Source organism: Glycomyces arizonensis DSM 44726 (assembly GCF_000482705.1).
Lineage (GTDB): Bacteria > Actinomycetota > Actinomycetes > Mycobacteriales > Micromonosporaceae > Glycomyces > Glycomyces arizonensis.
Genome location: NZ_AXWO01000042.1, coordinates 1 through 15,032, shown reverse-complemented (window position 1 = coordinate 15,032; position 15,032 = coordinate 1). Strand labels below are relative to the sequence as shown.

General features: G+C 69.8%; 12 protein-coding genes and 4 tRNA genes. 10 read left to right on the top strand and 6 right to left on the bottom strand.

What is annotated here, in order from left to right; translation table 11 throughout:
* Positions 1-42 precede the first annotated feature (42 nt).
* Positions 43-118, bottom strand: a tRNA-Gly gene (locus tag H613_RS0120415).
* 47 nt (positions 119-165) lie between these two features.
* The gene (locus tag H613_RS0120410) at positions 166-843 is read right to left on the bottom strand and encodes a GNAT family N-acetyltransferase (RefSeq protein ID WP_026925241.1); all 678 of its coding nucleotides are present in this window, start codon (positions 841-843) and stop codon (positions 166-168) included.
* Positions 844-967: 124 nt separating this feature from the next.
* On the opposite strand from H613_RS0120410, the gene H613_RS0120405 reads away from it, so the two are divergent.
* From H613_RS0120405 to H613_RS0120390, 4 genes are all read left to right on the top strand, one after another.
* Entirely contained in the window at positions 968-1,303 is a 336-nt protein-coding gene (locus tag H613_RS0120405; protein WP_156926162.1) for an ArsR/SmtB family transcription factor, read from the top strand.
* The gene (locus H613_RS0120400; RefSeq protein ID WP_026925239.1) at positions 1,303-1,548 is read left to right on the top strand and encodes a hypothetical protein; all 246 of its coding nucleotides are present in this window, start codon (positions 1,303-1,305) and stop codon (positions 1,546-1,548) included. The genes H613_RS0120405 and H613_RS0120400 overlap by 1 nt, the downstream gene beginning before the upstream one ends.
* 121 nt (positions 1,549-1,669) lie before the next feature.
* Positions 1,670-4,051: a phosphoketolase family protein gene (locus tag H613_RS0120395; RefSeq protein WP_026925238.1), complete on the top strand. Its 2,382-nt coding sequence runs from the start codon at positions 1,670-1,672 to the stop codon at positions 4,049-4,051.
* 89 nt (positions 4,052-4,140) lie between these two features.
* Positions 4,141-4,605, top strand: coding sequence for a DUF4188 domain-containing protein (locus H613_RS0120390; RefSeq protein WP_026925237.1), 465 nt, complete (start codon positions 4,141-4,143; stop codon positions 4,603-4,605).
* A 3-nt stretch (positions 4,606-4,608) separates the two neighbouring features.
* Here the strand turns inward: H613_RS0120390 and H613_RS0120385 are convergent, their stop codons facing one another.
* Complete coding sequence (locus H613_RS0120385) at positions 4,609-5,592, bottom strand: phosphotransferase family protein (protein WP_026925236.1); 984 nt, start codon at positions 5,590-5,592, stop codon at positions 4,609-4,611.
* Between the two features lie 158 nt (positions 5,593-5,750).
* Between H613_RS0120385 and H613_RS27995 the strand changes: the two genes are divergently transcribed.
* On the top strand, positions 5,751-6,203 hold the full coding sequence (locus H613_RS27995) for an Hsp20/alpha crystallin family protein (protein WP_035738787.1): 453 nt from the start codon (positions 5,751-5,753) through the stop codon (positions 6,201-6,203).
* Positions 6,204-6,626: 423 nt separating this feature from the next.
* Entirely contained in the window at positions 6,627-7,199 is a 573-nt protein-coding gene (locus H613_RS29545; protein WP_026925235.1) for a YHS domain-containing protein, read from the top strand.
* Between the two features lie 208 nt (positions 7,200-7,407).
* Here the strand turns inward: H613_RS29545 and H613_RS0120370 are convergent.
* The 3 genes from H613_RS0120370 to H613_RS0120360 form a co-directional block, all read right to left on the bottom strand.
* A tRNA-Cys gene (locus H613_RS0120370) sits at positions 7,408-7,481 on the bottom strand.
* Positions 7,482-7,528: 47 nt separating this feature from the next.
* Positions 7,529-7,600, bottom strand: a tRNA-Val gene (locus H613_RS0120365).
* Between the two features lie 24 nt (positions 7,601-7,624).
* A tRNA-Gly gene (locus H613_RS0120360) sits at positions 7,625-7,697 on the bottom strand.
* 137 nt (positions 7,698-7,834) lie between these two features.
* Here H613_RS0120360 and H613_RS0120355 point away from each other — a divergent pair.
* The 4 genes from H613_RS0120355 to H613_RS0120340 all read left to right on the top strand — a co-directional run bounded on the left by H613_RS0120355 (position 7,835) and on the right by H613_RS0120340 (position 14,219).
* Positions 7,835-10,153, top strand: coding sequence for a Tex family protein (locus tag H613_RS0120355; protein ID WP_035738785.1), 2,319 nt, complete (start codon positions 7,835-7,837; stop codon positions 10,151-10,153).
* 9 nt (positions 10,154-10,162) lie between these two features.
* Positions 10,163-11,302 (top strand): sensor histidine kinase, encoded by a 1,140-nt coding sequence (locus H613_RS27985; RefSeq protein WP_051393621.1) that lies wholly within the window; start codon positions 10,163-10,165, stop codon positions 11,300-11,302.
* Entirely contained in the window at positions 11,299-11,970 is a 672-nt protein-coding gene (locus H613_RS0120345; RefSeq protein WP_026925233.1) for a response regulator transcription factor, read from the top strand. Before H613_RS27985 ends, H613_RS0120345 begins: the two co-directional genes overlap by 4 nt.
* A gap of 146 nt (positions 11,971-12,116) precedes the next feature.
* The gene (locus H613_RS0120340; protein WP_026925232.1) at positions 12,117-14,219 is read left to right on the top strand and encodes an MMPL family transporter; all 2,103 of its coding nucleotides are present in this window, start codon (positions 12,117-12,119) and stop codon (positions 14,217-14,219) included.
* The last annotated feature ends 813 nt before the right edge of the window (positions 14,220-15,032 follow it).

Here is a 15,032-nt window from a genome sequence, read left to right as displayed (position 1 = left end):
CACACGAAAAGCCCGGCGATCACGCCAGGCCTTTCCATTCACTGGAGCGGACGACCGGGATCGAACCGGCGACCTACACCTTGGCAAGGTGTCGCGCTACCAACTGCGCTACGTCCGCAAATCGTCGGCTGCTCGCCGCGATCGATGCCTACTCTAGCGCATCGCTCAGGCATCGTCCGCGGGGCCTTCGGCGGTGTCGCCCAAGCCGAGCATCTCCCGAACGCCCTCGTCGAGCCCCTCGATCGCGACCTCGTGGCGCCGGTTCGCCTCCCAGTCCTCGCGGCTGAGCCGCCAGCGCCGTTCGAGCCGCCGCTTGCCCTGGACCACCTCGTACTTCACGCCGTCCGCGCGGTAGCCCAGCCTGTGCGAGACACCGGCCGAGGCCTCGTTCCCGTCGAAGGAGGCGCTGGTGGCCCAATCCGCGCCGATCCCGGCGAAGGCGAAGTGGAGGACGGCGGCGCGCATCTCAGTGCCGATGCCCTTCCCCTGATGGGCGAGCCCGATCCACGAACCGGTGTCGACCTCGCGGGAGACGGCGAACTTCCTGGAGCCGATCTCCTGGATGCCGATGGGCTCGTCCTCGTAGAAGACGACGAAGGGCACGTGCCAGTTGCCGCTCTCCCACCGCCCGATGCAGCGGTGGTACCACAGGGCGACGCTGCGGCCCCGCTTGGCGGGGGTGGTGTCGGTCCAGGGGAACAGGAAGGGCATGAAGCCGGGGTCGTGAATGCCGTCGGCGGCGACGTCGGCCAGCCCGGCGAGCTCCTCTGCGTCGGGCAGGCGCAGTTCGAGGCGTTCGGTGCGGAGCCGCAGCCGGTAGATGGGGAGGTGGTCGCTGAGCATGGTCCGATTCTCGCCATGGCGCGCCTCACCGGCAATTGATTTACGCGGTGCCGCATGCACCCTGTGTTGACGCCAAGCTCTGACACATGTAAGAATTTACTGACACGTGAGAAGGATGGTTGACATGGACTCGGAGGACCTGACGGGCGCGCAGTCGCTGGCGGCCTTCGCGGCGCTGGCCAACCCGCACCGGTTGCGCATCCTCGGTGCGCTCGCGGACGGCAGGCAGTACGTCAGCCTGCTGGCCCGGCAGCTCGGCATGAGCCGTCCGCTGCTCCACATGCACCTGCAGAAGCTCCAGGCCGCCGGTCTCGTGGCGGGGGAACTCGAGCTGTCCGAGGATGGCAAGGCCGTCAAGTACTTCGAGACGACGCCGTTCTCGCTGCACGTCACGCCGCAAGCCATCAAAGCACTCGTGCCGACTCTGCCCGAGGCGGCCGATCGAAAGGAAACCGACTGATGTCCACTGCGAACGCCGGGATGCTCTTCGTCTTCGGCTTCGGCCTCCTGGTCACCGCCATCATCATCGCGGGAATCATCTACGCCGCCAGTTCGGCGAAGGCGAAGTCCTCGGCCGCGCGCGAGGCCAACTACCGCGAGCTGGCCGAGAAGTCCAGCATCGACGCCGCCGAGATCAGGGCGTCGCTGGCGGAGATCAAGGGCCGGGTGTCCACGATCGAGCGGATGCTCAAAGAGGTCGAGTGACCGGAGCCGCGGCGTCGGGCCGGGGCCGCACCGGCCCCACTCCCCCGCCACGGCTCCGACGACAGCGAGGAATTCTTGCGAACGGGTCATTTCGGGCATCGGATGCGGCAGTCTCGGACCCATGGGCATCACTGAGACCGAACATCGGACGAATCCCCTCCAGGCCGACGAGCTCAAGCGGATCGACGCCTACTGGCGGGCCGCGAACTACCTGACCGTCGGCCAGATCTACCTCCTCGACAACCCGCTCCTGCGCGAGCCGCTGAGCCGCGACCACATCAAGCCGCGCCTGCTGGGCCATTGGGGCACCAGCCCCGGCCTGAGCCTGATCTACACCCACCTCAACCGGTGCATCAAGGCCCGCGACCTCGACATGATCTATGTGACCGGCCCCGGCCACGGCGGCCCGGCGATCGTCGCGAACACGTGGCTGGAGGGCACCTACCCGGAGTTGTACCCGTCGGTGAACCACTCCGAGGACGGCATGCGGCGCCTGTTCCGCCAGTTCTCCTTCCCCGGCGGCATCCCCTCGCACTGCGCTCCCGAGGTCCCCGGCTCGATCCACGAGGGCGGCGAGCTGGGGTACTCGCTCGCGCACGCCTACGGCGCCGCGTTCGACAACCCCGATCTGACGGTCGCGTGCGTCATCGGCGACGGCGAGGCCGAGACCGGCCCGCTGGCCGGGTCGTGGATGTCGAACGTGTACCTCAACCCCGTCTCGGACGGGACGGTCCTGCCGTTCCTGCATCTCAACGGCTACAAGATCGCCAACCCGACCATGACGGCCCGCATCCCCGACGAGGACCGCGTGTCGTTCTTCCGCGGTGTCGGCTACGAGCCGTTCCTGGTCGAGGGCGACGATCCGGAGGCCGTGCACCAGGAGATGGCGGGCACGCTGGACCGGTGCTTCGACCGGATCGCCGAGATCCGCGACGACGCCCGCCGGCATCCGGTCTCGCCGCCGCGGCCGCGCTGGCCGATGGTCGTGATGCGCACTCCGAAGGGCTGGACGGGCCCGGAGGAGGTCGACGGCGTGCCCGTCGAGGGCACGTGGCGGGCGCACCAGGTGCCGCTGGCGCACGTGCGGGACAACCCCGAGCACCTGGCGAAGCTCGAGGCGTGGATGCGGTCCTACCGGCCCGAGGAGCTGTTCGACCCCACCGGCTCGCCGCTGCCCGAACTGCTGGAGCTGCCCCCTCGCGGCGAGGCCAGGATGAGCGCGAACCCGCACGCGAACGGCGGGCTGCTGCTGCGGAACCTGATCCTGCCGGACTACCGCGAGTACGGCGTCGAGATCGAGGGCCACGGCCGGACGGTCGCCGAGGCCACCAGGACGCTCGGCGGGTGGCTGCGGGACGTCATCTCGGCCAATCCGGACCGGTTCCGCCTGTTCGGGCCCGACGAGGTCGAGTCGAACCGGCTGGGCGCGACGCTGGAGGCCACCGACCGGCAGTACGAGGTGGAGCTGTATCCGACCGACGAGGACCAGGCGCCGCACGGGCGGGTCATGGAGGTCCTCTCGGAGCACCTGTGCGAGGGCTGGCTGGAGGGCTACCTGCTGACGGGGCGGCACGGCCTGTTCACGTCCTACGAGGCGTTCATCCACATCGTCGACTCGATGTTCAACCAGCACGCGAAGTGGCTGGAGTCGACCGACGAGATCCCGTGGCGGCGGCCGATCGCGTCGCTGAACTACCTGCTGTCGAGCCACGTGTGGCGCCAGGACCACAACGGCTTCTCGCACCAGGACCCGGGCTTCATCGACCTGGTCATGAACAAGAAGGCCAGCGTGGTGCGGGTGTACCTGCCGCCGGACGCCAACACGCTGCTGTCCACGATGGATCACTGCCTGCGCTCGCGGCAGTACGTCAACGTGGTCGTGTGCGGCAAGCAGCCGGCGCTGCAGTACATGAGCATGGAGGAGGCCGTGCGCCACTGCGAGCGGGGCCTGGGCATCTGGGAGTGGGCCTCGACCGACGACGGCCGATCGCCGGACGTGGTGCTGGCCTGCGCCGGGGACGTCCCGACGCTGGAGGTGCTCGCCGCGGCGGACCTCTTGCGCGCGCACCTGCCGGATCTGAAGGTCCGGGTGGTCAACGTGGTGGACCTGATGCGGCTCCAGCCCGACACCGAGCACCCGCACGGCCTGGGCGACCGGCTGTTCGACACGATCTTCACCAGGGACAAGCCGGTCATGTTCGCCTACCACGGCTATCCGATGCTCATCCACCGGCTCACGTACCGGCGCGCCAACCACGCGAACATGCACGTGCGCGGCTACAAGGAGGAGGGCACCACGACCACGCCGTTCGACATGGTGATGCTCAACGACCTCGACCGGTACCGCCTGGTCATGGACGTCATCGACCGCGTGCCGGGGCTGGGTGCGAACGCGGCGGGGCTGCGGCAGCGGATGGTCGACGCGCGGCACGCCGCCCGCGAGTACACGCGGACCTACGGCACCGACATCCCCGAGGTCGCCGAATGGTCGTGGCAGCGTTAGGAATCGGTCACACTACATATGGCAAAAGGTGAATATGTCTCGTTAACCTTGGAGGGAGGTGTCCCGCACGCTCCCTTGGAGGTCCGCACGTGGCGAAAGTCCATCCCGGTCGCGTGGTCGTCGATTACGACGAGGACCTCGTCGTCTTCACGGTCGGCGTTCGCGTCAACAAGATCTGGAAGGTCCACAAGTGGTGGCCGGTGCTCTCGGCGCTGCGGCCGATGCTGCGCGAGCTGGCCGCCGACCCCGAGCTGGGGCTGCTCGACTCGCGGGCCGCGTTGAGCGGCAGGGTGGTCGCGGTCGTCCAGTACTGGCGCAGCGCCGACCACCTGGAGCGGTACGCCCATTCGCAGCGGCACGCCCACCGCGGCTTCTGGAAGTGGTTCAACCGGGCGGTCAAGGACGACGGCGACGTCGGGCTGTGGCACGAGCTGTACCGGGTCAAGGCCGGCGAGTACGAGACGTCGTACGTCAACATGCCGCCGTACGGCCTGGCTGGGGCCACATCGGACAAGATCGCCGTGCGGACCGACCCCGACGACCACGACCACTAGGGCTCACAGCCGCTGGGACTCCAGGAAGGCCAGGTCCCTGACGAGGTTCTCGGTGGCCCACGAGCGCTGCGCGGCGGTCTGCTCGGGTTCGAAGCCGCGCACCTCGCATTCGGTGATGAGGATCAGCCACAGGTACACCTGGTACAGGCTCAGGCGCCGCCGCTCGTCGTCGGTCAGTTCGCGGCCGAGGAAGCCGTCGATGACCGCCGCGGCCTCTTCGTCCGAGACGAACAGCAGGGACACCAGCTCGGCCAGCGCGTCGCCGTAGAAGGCGCGCTCGCCGTCGATGAATCCCTCGACGCGCCAGCCGCTCTCGCCCGGCTCGACGAAGATGTTGCCGTCCCACAGGTCGAAGTGGACGAGGGCGGGGCGCTCGACCGCGTCGAGGAGCGGCCGGTGGGCCGCGACGATGCGGCGGATCTCGGCGGCTGGGCGGGGCAGCGGAGCGTCGAACTCGTCGGCGTCGGCCAGCAGATCGTCCATCATGGCCATGAACGAGGCGGCCCAGCTGTCCGATCCGGTGCGGCCGCTCTTCCTGGGGTAGCCGAAGCGCTCGCCGTCGGCAGTGTTGAGGCGGGCGCTCAGCGCGCCGATCTCGCGGCGCAGCGCGAGCAGTTCGGGTCCGCTCATCCGCTCTTTGGCCTTGGGCAGCGAGATGCCTTTGAGGCGGTCCATGATCATGACGCCGCCGACGGCGTCGGTGTGCCACAGCCTCGGCATGGGGACGCCCGCGGCACCGGCGCGCTCGAAGCACTCGATCTCGGTGGCCATGAGGTCCACCTCGTAGCGCAGGAGTTTGAGTTCGGGGTCGGGGGCGACCTTGACAACGAGGTCGCGGCCGTCGGCGAGGGTGACGGCGTGGGCGGCGTTGAAGAACCCGTCCTTGAACTCCTCGTGGGCGACGACCTGGAGGTCGCCGCCGAGCCGGTCGCGGACGAGCGCTTCGACGTCGGCGCGGCTGAGCTGGGGGCGGATGGCGATGTCCATGCAGTCATTCTTCTGACCTGGGAGCGTTTCCGCAAGATCCTTCCGAGCATCAAGTGACTCCGATCACTACGAGAAATATTCGGAAGCGGCTCGGCGCTGTAACCGGCATTAGCACTCTCAACCTTCGAGTGCTAATCGCAGGGAAGGAGTCCACCACCATGATCGTTCGCTACCAGCACCCGTACGCGGCGTTCCGGCAGTTCGACAGGGAGTTCGAGCGCCTGGTCCGCCAGGGATTCGGCCGTCGGGCCACCCAGTACTCGCCGCAGGCCGACGTGTACACCGAGGGCTCGGACGCGGTCATCACCGTCGCCGTCCCGGGCGTCGCCGCCGAGGACGTCTCGGTCTCGCTCGAAGGCCGCCGCCTCTCGGTCACCGCCGAGCGCCGCGAGCGCGAGGCGGCCGAGGGCGACCGCTACCTGGTCCGCGGCCTCACCGCCGGCAAGTTCCGCCGCGAGTTCACCGTCCCTGAGGGCACGGAGGCCTCGCAGGTGAGCGCCGACCTCGCCGACGGCCTGCTGACCGTCCGCGTCGCGGACGCCGTCAAGCCGAAGCCGCAGGCACAGGAGATCCCCGTCACCGAGAACCAGAGCGCCGTCGAGGCCGAATAACCGAACACGAGGGGCGCCCGGGAGTCGATCCCGGGCGCCCCTCGTCGCACGCGCGAACGACGGCAGCTCGGCCCGCAGCCGGGCGGAGTCGCCGGGCGCAGATCGCCGCCGCCCTGGGCGTCGCGAAGCAGGCCGTCCACGAGAAGCACACCGTCCGCGGACTGCTCGGGGGCCGGTCGTGATCGACGGCGACAAGCGGCTCGCCGCAAGGCTCCGCGCGTTCGCCTCGAACGAATCGGACACTCAGCCGGAGGCCTTCGAAGGCGGAACCGATATGGACGGTCCGGGTTGTGAGTGCGCTGTGAGCGCTCTGTGAGCCGATCCGGGCAGCCTCATGTGACCCGCAACGGTCGTCCTCGCCGCACCGGCGAGCGTCTGATGCGGTCACGATGCGACAGCGCAACACGAAAGGAACCGTTTCCCATGATGCTCATCGAGCTTCTGATTCCCCCGACGGCACCCGACGAGCCGGCTCCGAGCGAATTGGCCGAGCGGCTGCTCGGCGCGGTCACCCATGCGGAGGGCGCCTCTCCCGAAGAGGACGAGGCTCACCGCGCCATCTGGCAGGTCCTGGTGCGCCGAACCGACGCCTGGCTCGGTGGGACGGTGCCCCACGGCAACCGCTACGTGGTGCGGATCGACTTCCCCGCAGTCATGCTGTCGGACGAAGGGCGGGCCCACTTCTACGCCCGCATCGCGGACGCCTTCCCCGGCGATGCGGTGTCGGTCTACATCAACCCGGTGGCCGAGGGCGACTTCGGCACCGGCGGCGCGGCCATGCGCTCGGCCGACTTCGTCCGCGAGATGGTCGCCGGCGAGGAGGAACGGCCCGCCGTCCCGGTCGAGCCGGGGGCGGCCAGCGCCGTCGACCCGGTGTGCGGCATGACCGTGAAGCTGAGCGAGGACGCCATCCTCCTGGAGCACGAGGGCGCGGTGTACGCCTTCTGCAACAGCGGCTGCCGAGAGGTCTTCTCCGAGCGCCTCGCCGCGGCCTGAGCAGACACCGCGCACTGTCGCCGGACCGGGCGAGCGCGCACGGCCGTGCATCCGTCCGCGCGTTCGCCCGTTCCGGCGGCATATCTTCTGACCTGGGGTTTCACCGTGGCAGGCTGAACGCTTCGATCCTGCGTCCCACGGACCGGATGCGGGCTGGGCGGTGTCGGCGAGGGCCCGCGATCCGGGTTCGGACCGACGGGGAAGTTCGTGGAGGTGGGTACGGGAGTCGAACCCGTGTATACGGCTTTGCAGGCCGCTGCCTCGCCACTCGGCCAACCCACCCTGACGGGAAGGGGTCCAGGCCGTACAACCTGGACCCCAACCGGCGGTGGACGATACTGGGATTGAACCAGTGACCTCTCCCGTGTCAGGGGAGTGCTCTCCCGCTGAGCTAATCGTCCGGGATAGCGCTCTTCCGAGCTCCGAGCGGACGACCGGGATCGAACCGGCGACCTACACCTTGGCAAGGTGTCGCGCTACCAACTGCGCTACGTCCGCATGTCATCCAGGTGGTTTTCACTGCCCCCCGGCGACGGGATAGAACTTTACCCAATGCCCGCGAGAGCGTCCACCCGGGGGTCCGCACCCGCCTCTTGAGGCTCCGTTGTCGCAGCGCTCTGGCAGAATGCGTCAGCGTGGCTCAAGCTATCGATCAACGCATCGCCGAAGAACTCTCGGTCGGCTCCCATCAAGTCCGCGCGGCCGTCGCGCTTCTCGACGACGGCTCCACCGTTCCCTTCGTCGCCCGCTACCGCAAGGAGGCCACGGGGGGCCTCACCGACGAGCAGCTGCGCGCGCTCGAAGAGCGCCTCGGCTACCTGCGCGAACTGGAGGCCCGACGCGCCGCGGTCCTCGAATCGGTCGCCGAGCAGGGGAAACTCACCGAGGAGCTGGCCGCTCAGATCGACGCGGCCGACACCAAGTCCCGGCTCGAGGACCTCTACGCGCCGTACAAGCAGAAGCGCCGGACCAAGGCCCAGATCGCCCGCGAGGCCGGGCTCGAGCCGCTCGCCGAGACGCTGCTGAGCGATCCGACACAGGATCCCGAGACCGTCGCCGCGGGCTTCCTCAATCCCGAGGCGGAGATCAACGACACCGCCGCGGCCCTGGCCGGGGCCCGGGCGATCCTCACCGAGCGCTACTCCGAGGACGCCGACCTCATCGGCGAACTGCGCGAACGCATGTGGGCGCGCGGCAGCCTCGTCTCGAAGGTCCGCGACGGCGCCGAAGCGAAGGGCGCCAAGTTCTCCGACTACTTCGAGTTCGCCGAGACGTTCACCACTCTTCCGTCCCACCGGGTCCTGGCGCTGCTGCGCGGCGAGAAGGAGGAGGTCCTCTCCCTGACACTGGATCCGGGCGAGGACGAGACCGACGGCTACGAGGCGATGATCGCCGCGAAGTTCGGCGTCCAGAACCTCGGGCGGGCCGCCGACGCGTGGCTGGCCAAGTCCGTCTCGTGGGCCTGGCGCACCCGCATCCTCGTCAAACTCGGCGTCGACCTGCGGATGCGGCTGTGGCAGGGCGCCGAGGACGAGGCCGTGAAGGTCTTCGCCGCGAACCTGCGCGACCTGCTCTTGGCCGCCCCGGCGGGCCGCAAGACCGTCATGGGCCTCGACCCGGCCTACCGCACCGGCGTCAAGGTCGCCGTCGTCGACTCCACCGGGAAGGTCCTGGAGACCGCCGCGGTCTACCCGCACCAGCCGCAGAACCAGTGGGACGCTTCACTCGCGGCGCTCGCGGCCCTGGTGCAGAAGCACGGCGTCGAGCTCATCGCCATCGGCAACGGCACCGCCTCCCGCGAGACCGACCGGCTCGCCGGCGACCTGGTGAAGGCGCTCGCGGGCAAGGCCGAACTGGCGAAGCTCGTCGTCTCCGAGGCCGGGGCGTCGGTGTACTCGGCGTCGGCCTACGCCACCAAGGAGCTGCCGGGCATGGACGTGTCCCTGCGCGGGGCGGTCTCCATCGCCAGGCGCCTGCAGGATCCGCTCGCCGAACTGGTCAAGATCGACCCCAAGCACATCGGCGTCGGCCAGTACCAGCACGACCTGACTGAGTCGAAACTCACCAAATCCCTTGAGGCCGTGGTCGAAGACGCCGTGAACGCCGTCGGCGTCGACCTCAACACCGCGAGCGTGCCGCTCTTGAGCCAGGTCTCGGGGCTCACCGGGTCGATCGCGGCGAACATCGTCGCCTGGCGCGACGAGCACGGCCGCTTCGACGACCGCAAGGACCTGCTCAAGGTCGCCCGGCTCGGCCCCAAGGCGTTCGAGCAGGCCGCCGGGTTCCTGCGCGTCACCGGCGGCTCGAACCCGCTCGACGCCTCCGCGGTCCACCCCGAGGCGTACCCGGTCGTCGAGCGGATCCTCGCGGGCACCGGCGCGGGCGTCGACGCGCTCATCGGCGACACGGTGGCGCTCCGGAAGCTCAAGCCCGGCGACTTCGCCGACGAGCGCTTCGGCGTCCCGACCGTCTCCGACATCCTCGCCGAGCTCGAGAAGCCCGGGCGCGACCCGCGCCCGGAGTTCAAGGCCGCCGCGTTCAAGGAGGGCGTCGAGAAGGTCTCGGACCTCGAACCGGGCATGGTCCTGGAAGGCGCGGTCACCAACGTCGCCGCGTTCGGCGCGTTCGTCGACGTCGGCGTCCACCAGGACGGCCTGGTCCACATCTCGGCGCTCGCGAACCGCTACGTCGCCGACCCGCGCGAGGTGGTCAAGCCCGGCGACGTCGTGCGGGTGAAGGTCCTCAGCGTCGACCTCGAACGGCAGCGGATCTCGCTGACGATGCGGCTCGACGACGAGCCCGAGGCCGCGGGCGGCAAGCAGCGCGGCGGCGGGGGCCGCCGTGAGAAGGGCGGCAGGGGCGAGCGGCAGCCGCGCCAGCGCAGCGGCCAGGACCGGCAGCAGCCGCAGGGGGCCATGGCCGAGGCGATGAGGCGGGCCGGGCTGACGAAATAGGCTCAGGGCGTGTTCGACCGCTTCTCCGACCGCACCGGCGACATCATCGTCGGGGCCTGCGCCACGTTCGTGATCCTCGCCTGGACACTGCTGGTGCAGGTCCTCCGCGGCCCCGAAGCGGTGGCGCTGGCCGAGCAGCTCGCGTGGGCGGTGACCCTCATCGGCTGCGCGGCGCTGTTCTTCCGCAGCAGGTACCCGCTCGCGGTCACGATCGTCACGCTGGCGTGCACCGTGGTCTACTATCCGGCCTCGGCGCTGGACGGGCCGACGATGGGCACGTACATCATCGCCCTGTACACGCTCGCGGCGATCGGGCGCACCCGCGCGGCCACGGCCGTCGCGGCGGTCTCGTTCATCATCCTGATCGTCCCCGAGCTGATGAGCGGCTTCGCGCACATCTCTCCCGCCGAGACGCTGCTGCTGGCGGGCTGGTTCGTCGCGATCGTCGCGTTCGGCGCCATGGTGGCGCACTACCGCGCCTACCGGGCCGAGGCGGAGGTCTCGGTCAACGAGGCGCGGCGGCGCAGCGTGGCCGAGGAGCGGCTGCGGATCGCCCGGGAGCTGCACGACGCGGTGGGCCACCATCTGTCGCTCATCCACGTGCAGACGACGGCGGCGCAGCGCCGGCTGAAGAAGGACCCGGCGTACTCGACCGCCGAGACGCTCCAGATCGTCGCGGAGACGAGCCGGCTGTCGCTGCGCGAGCTGCGGTCGATGGTCGGGGTGCTGCGGGAGGCCGGCGAGGAATCGCCGACCGGGCCGGGGCCGAGCCTGGACCGGCTGCCGTCGCTGGTGTCGGCGGCCGAGGCGGCGGACCTGGAGGTGTCGCTGCGCCGCGACGGGCACGCCGAGCTGCCCGCGGCGGTGGACGCGGCGGCGTACCGGGTGGTGCAGGAGTCGCTGACGAACGTGGTCAGGCACGCCGGTGCGAGCAGCGTGCTCATCAACGTGGTGACCGGCACGACCACGCTCGCGGTGAGCGTCGTCGACGACGGCGCCGAGCTCAAGGCCGACAGCGTGATCGCCGGGAACGGCCTGACGGGGATGCGCGAGCGGGCCGAGAGCCTCGGCGGTACCTTCAACGCGGGGCCGCGCGAGGACGGCGGCTTCGCCGTGGAGGCCACGTGGCCGTTGGAGGTGCAGCCGTGATCCGAGTGATGCTGGTCGACGACCAACGGCTGGTGCGCGCCGGGTTCGCGTCGATCCTAGGCGACGAGGACGACATCGCGATCGTCGCCGAGGCCGCCGACGGGGCCGAGGCGCTGGAACTGATCCGCAGGCACCGGCCCGAGGTGGTCCTCATGGACATCCGCATGCCCGGCGTCGGCGGCCTGGAGGCGACCGAGCGGATCAGCGCCGATGCGCGGCTCGACGGCGTGAAGGTCGTCATCCTGACCACCTTCGACGAGGACGACTACGTGTACCGGGCGCTCAGGGCCGGGGCGAGCGGGTTCCTCGTCAAGGACACCGACCCGGACGAGCTGATCCACGCCGTGCGCGTGGTGGCCGACGGGGAGGCGCTGATCTCCCCGAAGGTGACGCGGCGGCTCATCGGCGAGTTCGCCGGGCGCGTCGCCAAACCAGAGCCGAGCCCGCACCTGAACGCGCTGACCGAGCGCGAGACCGAGGTGCTCAAGCTGGTGGCCACGGGCATGAGCAACGACGAGATCGCCGGGACGCTGTTCCTGGCGCCCGCGACGGCGAAGACGCACGTCAGCCGCATCATGTCGAAGTTGTCGGCGCGCGACCGGGCGCAACTGGTGGTCACCGCCTACGAGTCGGGGCTGGTACGGCCGACGTGGACCGACGGCGGCTGATGCGACCACAGGCGTACATCACGCCGCGGCGCTGAGACCCCCGTGGTAGCCCGATTGCCTCTGCCGAGCCGATGTGGCGCGGGTGTCCGGACGGCGATAGTCGCTGCATGGAACAACGACTTGCTTTCCCTGGCAGACCTTCGGCTATGGCGCGGCTCGCGCAGTGGACGCAGCGGCGTCCCGCCGTCGCCCTCGTCGTCTGGGTGGTGGTGCTCGCCGCGGCGATCGCCGCCGCCTCGCAGATCGGCTCGGCCTTCGAGGACGACAACTCGATGCCCGGCACCGAGTCCCAGGAGCTGTTCGATCTGCTCGAGGAGCGGGCGCCCGAGGTCAACGACACGACCGTCCAGGTGGTCTTCGGCGACGAGGCGGGCGTGGCCGCCGAGCGGGCCCGCGTCGAGGCGGTGCTCGCCGAGGTCGCGGACATGCCCGGCGTCGTGAGCGTCGACGACCCGTTCGCCTCGTACGGGTCGGTCAGTGAGGACGGCACCGTCGGCTATGCCGCGGCGCGCTTCGACGGCACGCCCGAGGAGGCCCTCGCGCTCGTCGACGTGGCCGAGGAGTCCTCCGGCGACGGACTGACCGTCGCGGTGGGCGGCGACGCGATCCGGGAGGCCGCCGAGGGCGGCGGCGGGGCGGCCGAGGGCGTGGGCATGCTGGCCGCGCTGGTGATCCTGGTGCTCATGTTCGGCTCGCTTCTTGCGGCGAGCCTGCCGCTGATCACCGCGGTGTTCGCCGTGGGCATCACCTTCTGCCTGTCGATGATCGTGTCCCATGTGGTCACGTTGCCGACGTACCTGACGCCCATCATGTTCCTCATCGGCTTCGGCGTCGGCGTGGACTACGCGCTGCTCATCTTCGCCAGGTACCGCTCGGAGCTGCTGAACGGCTCGAACCGGAAGGGCGCGGCGACGGTCGCGCTGGACACCGCGGGGCGCTCGGTCCTGTTCGCCGGTTCGGTCGTGATCGTGGCGCTCATGGGGCTGTTCGCGCTCGGCCTCGGCTCGCTCCAGTCGGTCTCGCTGTCGGTGGCGCTGGTCGTGCTGGTCACGATGCTGGCGTCGGTGACGCTGCTCCCCGCGCTGCTGGCGCTGTTCGGCAAGCGGATCGAGAAGCGGGTGCGAAGGCACGCCGCGAAGGCGAAACGCGCCCCCGGGACGCGCTGGAACGGCTGGTCGCGCTTCGTGGAGAAGCGGGCGTGGCTCGCCATCGGCGTGGTCTTCGCCGCGCTGCTGGCGCTGTCGGCGCCGCTCCTGGGGCTGCGGCTCGGCTTCGCCGACGCCGGGACCGATCCGGAGTCCTCGACGACGCGGCAGGCCTACGACATGCTCTCCGACGGGTTCGGGCCGGGCTTCAACGGGCCGCTCCTGGTCGTCACCGACGGCACTCGGGCGGAGGCCGACGCCGCCGCGGCGGCGATGTCCGAACTGGACGCGGTCGACCAGGTGTCGCCCGCGTTCCAGATCGGCGACGGGCTGTGGATGTCGACCGTGGCGGGCACGGCCGGACCGTCCGACGAGGCCACCGTGGACCTGGTGCACCACTTGCGGGACGACGTCCTCGACGAGGTGACCGGCGAGCAGCTGGTGGGCGGCTCGACCGCGGCGGCGATCGACTTCTCCGACATCATGGTCGACAAGGCACCGGTGTTCCTGCTGTTCGTCGTCGGGCTGTCGATGCTGCTGCTGATGGTGGTGTTCCGGTCGATCCTCATCCCGGTCAAGGCCGCGGTGCTGAACCTGCTGACCATCGGCGCCTCGCTGGGCGTGGTCACCTGGATCTTCCAGGAGGGGATGTTCGGCATCAGCCCCGGGCCGGTCGAGGCGTTCGGGCCGGTGATGATCTTCGCGATCGTGTTCGGGCTGTCGATGGACTACGAGGTGTTCCTGGTGTCGCGGATGCGCGAGGAGTGGATCCGCACCGGCGACCCGACCGAGGCGGTCCGCAAGGGCCTGGCGTCGACCGGCGGGGTCATCACCGCGGCCGCGGCGATCATGATGGCGGTGTTCGGGGCGTTCATGCTGTCCGAGGCGAGGCTGCTCCAGCAGTTCGGGATCGGGCTGGCCGTGGCGATCTTCATCGACGCGATCGTGATCCGCTGCCTGCTGGTGCCGGCGGTCATGAAGGTCATGGGCCGGGCGGCGTGGTGGATGCCGAGGTGGCTCGACAGGGTCGTGCCGCACGTGACCGTCGAACCCGACTCCGAGCGGGACGCGGTTTCGGCCCGCGAGAAGACAAGCGTCGGCTGAGCCACGTAACCATTGGGCGCGGTGGCCAACAATCCACCGCGCCCCGTTCGACCACCACTCTTGCCCCCAAGTCATCCGTGGGAGCACCGCATCCTTCCGAAAGCCATTCACAAGCCCCCCACCCCGCTGGGAAGTTATCCACAGGCCCCGCAGGCCACCGTCGGGAGTTATCCACAGGGCCAGAAACTTTTCCTTGACCCGCTTTCGGGCCGCTGTCAGGCTGGCGAGGACTTTCGTGGTGTGCAGGACGGCGGCGGGTGGGTACAGAGGGGCGGAGTAATGTCCCAGGGCGCCCCCGGCGCCCCGCGGGCGCTCCGAGCAGGGTTACGAGTCGAACACCACTGCTCACCTACCACCGACTATCGCCCGCCGAACAACCCATCCCTCGACCACTACCGCCGACCGAGCACCACAGTCCGTCGAACGCCACCGCTTGTCGCTCGACGGGGTCGACCGGTCCCGTCTCGCATGATCGGGGCGGCGCCTGAGGAGCCCGGCAATGGCCCTTCGTTCGCGGGCGGGGTTGGTCGTGTGCGCGGTTGCGGTGCGCTGCGGCAGCGACAAAGACGGGAGTGCTCGTTTCGGTCCCTCTTCGGCGGTGGGGTGGCCGTGGGTGCGGCTTCAAGCGGGCGGCGACAAAGACGAGGCCTCCTCCCCGGGCCCCTCTCCGGCACCGAGGCCTGTCTTATTCCCTTGTGGAGTGATTGAGTGTGGTTGCCTGTTGCCTGTTGCCTGTTGCCTTGGCGGGGTTGGGGTTCGGTCCCGAAACATGAAACCTTTCGCATCCTTCGGGTGATGACGGACCGGCCCTGG

Bases quoted from the DNA above. Each gene is read 5' to 3' on its own strand.
- H613_RS0120405 (WP_156926162.1), top strand. From the start codon at position 968: ATGGACTCGGAGGACCTGACGGGCGCGCAGTCGCTGGCGGCCTTCGCG.
- H613_RS29545 (WP_026925235.1), top strand. From the start codon at position 6,627: ATGATGCTCATCGAGCTTCTGATTCCCCCGACGGCACCCGACGAGCCG.
- H613_RS0120395 (WP_026925238.1), top strand. From the start codon at position 1,670: ATGGGCATCACTGAGACCGAACATCGGACGAATCCCCTCCAGGCCGAC.
- H613_RS0120410 (WP_026925241.1), bottom strand. From the start codon at position 843: ATGCTCAGCGACCACCTCCCCATCTACCGGCTGCGGCTCCGCACCGAA.
- H613_RS0120340 (WP_026925232.1), top strand. From the start codon at position 12,117: ATGGCGCGGCTCGCGCAGTGGACGCAGCGGCGTCCCGCCGTCGCCCTC.
- H613_RS0120385 (WP_026925236.1), bottom strand. From the start codon at position 5,592: ATGGACATCGCCATCCGCCCCCAGCTCAGCCGCGCCGACGTCGAAGCG.
- H613_RS0120400 (WP_026925239.1), top strand. From the start codon at position 1,303: ATGTCCACTGCGAACGCCGGGATGCTCTTCGTCTTCGGCTTCGGCCTC.
- H613_RS27995 (WP_035738787.1), top strand. From the start codon at position 5,751: ATGATCGTTCGCTACCAGCACCCGTACGCGGCGTTCCGGCAGTTCGAC.